Annotated in this window: 1 pseudogene; it reads right to left on the bottom strand. The window is 51.4% G+C overall.

Features of this window, described 5'->3' with window-relative positions:
* Positions 1-919, bottom strand: a pseudogene (locus CIK04_RS32115) (class I adenylate cyclase); the annotation flags it as partial.

The following is a 919-nucleotide window of genomic DNA, read 5'->3' as shown; positions in this document are numbered from 1 at the left end:
CCATTGCCATTGGCTGGTCAACTCGCGCAACGCTTCGCGCGCACGCCACGGAACCGACACCCGGTTCCGTGGCGTGGCGCCGCGATAGTTTTTCATGGGTTTTGAGATAGAAGCAGCGACGCACCAAATCCAAACGTGTGTGGTCATTAATGCGTTCGAGATAGCGAGTCACTTTCTCCAGCATCAGATAGTACGCATCCATCCCATAGAGATCTGGCTCATGAGCAAAGAAACGGCGCTTACTGTCGATACTCAGCAGTTGCGTGTGTGGGTATTCCCACGAATACGCTTCGAGCAAAATCGCCTTCAATACCGACTTGTATGGTGAGTCGATACTCTTGTAGAGCTGCCACAAGTTCGAACCAAAGTACTCTTCAGCAGGAATGCGACTCAGTTGACCAAAATCGATCCACTCATGGCAATTGATGTGGCCACCATTGCACAGCTCAGCCACGTATTGCTCGTAGCACTCTTCCATCTCAGGCGGCACGATTTGCCACAACAAGCGCTGCCCAGCAAGACGTACCGCTGAACGATAAAACTCATCCAGTAGCAACATATGCTGTGACGAACCACAGTTGTCACCCGTCATCTCTTCCGAGCGGTTGCTGCGGAACCGATCTTCATCCATCAAGAAAAAGTTGGCTTCTACGCCATGCATCTGCGCCCAATCGGTGATCAGTAAGCATTTATTGGCGAGGCTCTCTCTTTCGTCATGGCCCATTTGTGTAGGAATGCAGACCCAAATATCGAGATCACTGGAGGTACTTTGGCCAATGGACGAGGTACTGCCCATGGTATAGAGACCAAGAATTTGCGCATGCGGCGCGCGAGGTAAGGACTGGACCTAGGGTTAACGTCCGTCGTCATCAACAAACTGCTGTTGAATATCATTGAGCTTGAGCCCATGCACCCCAAA

It is taken from the genome of Vibrio sp. 03_296 (assembly GCF_002265885.1).
Note: the sequence above shows the minus strand (reverse complement) of the source record. Positions and strands in the feature narration are given on the sequence as shown.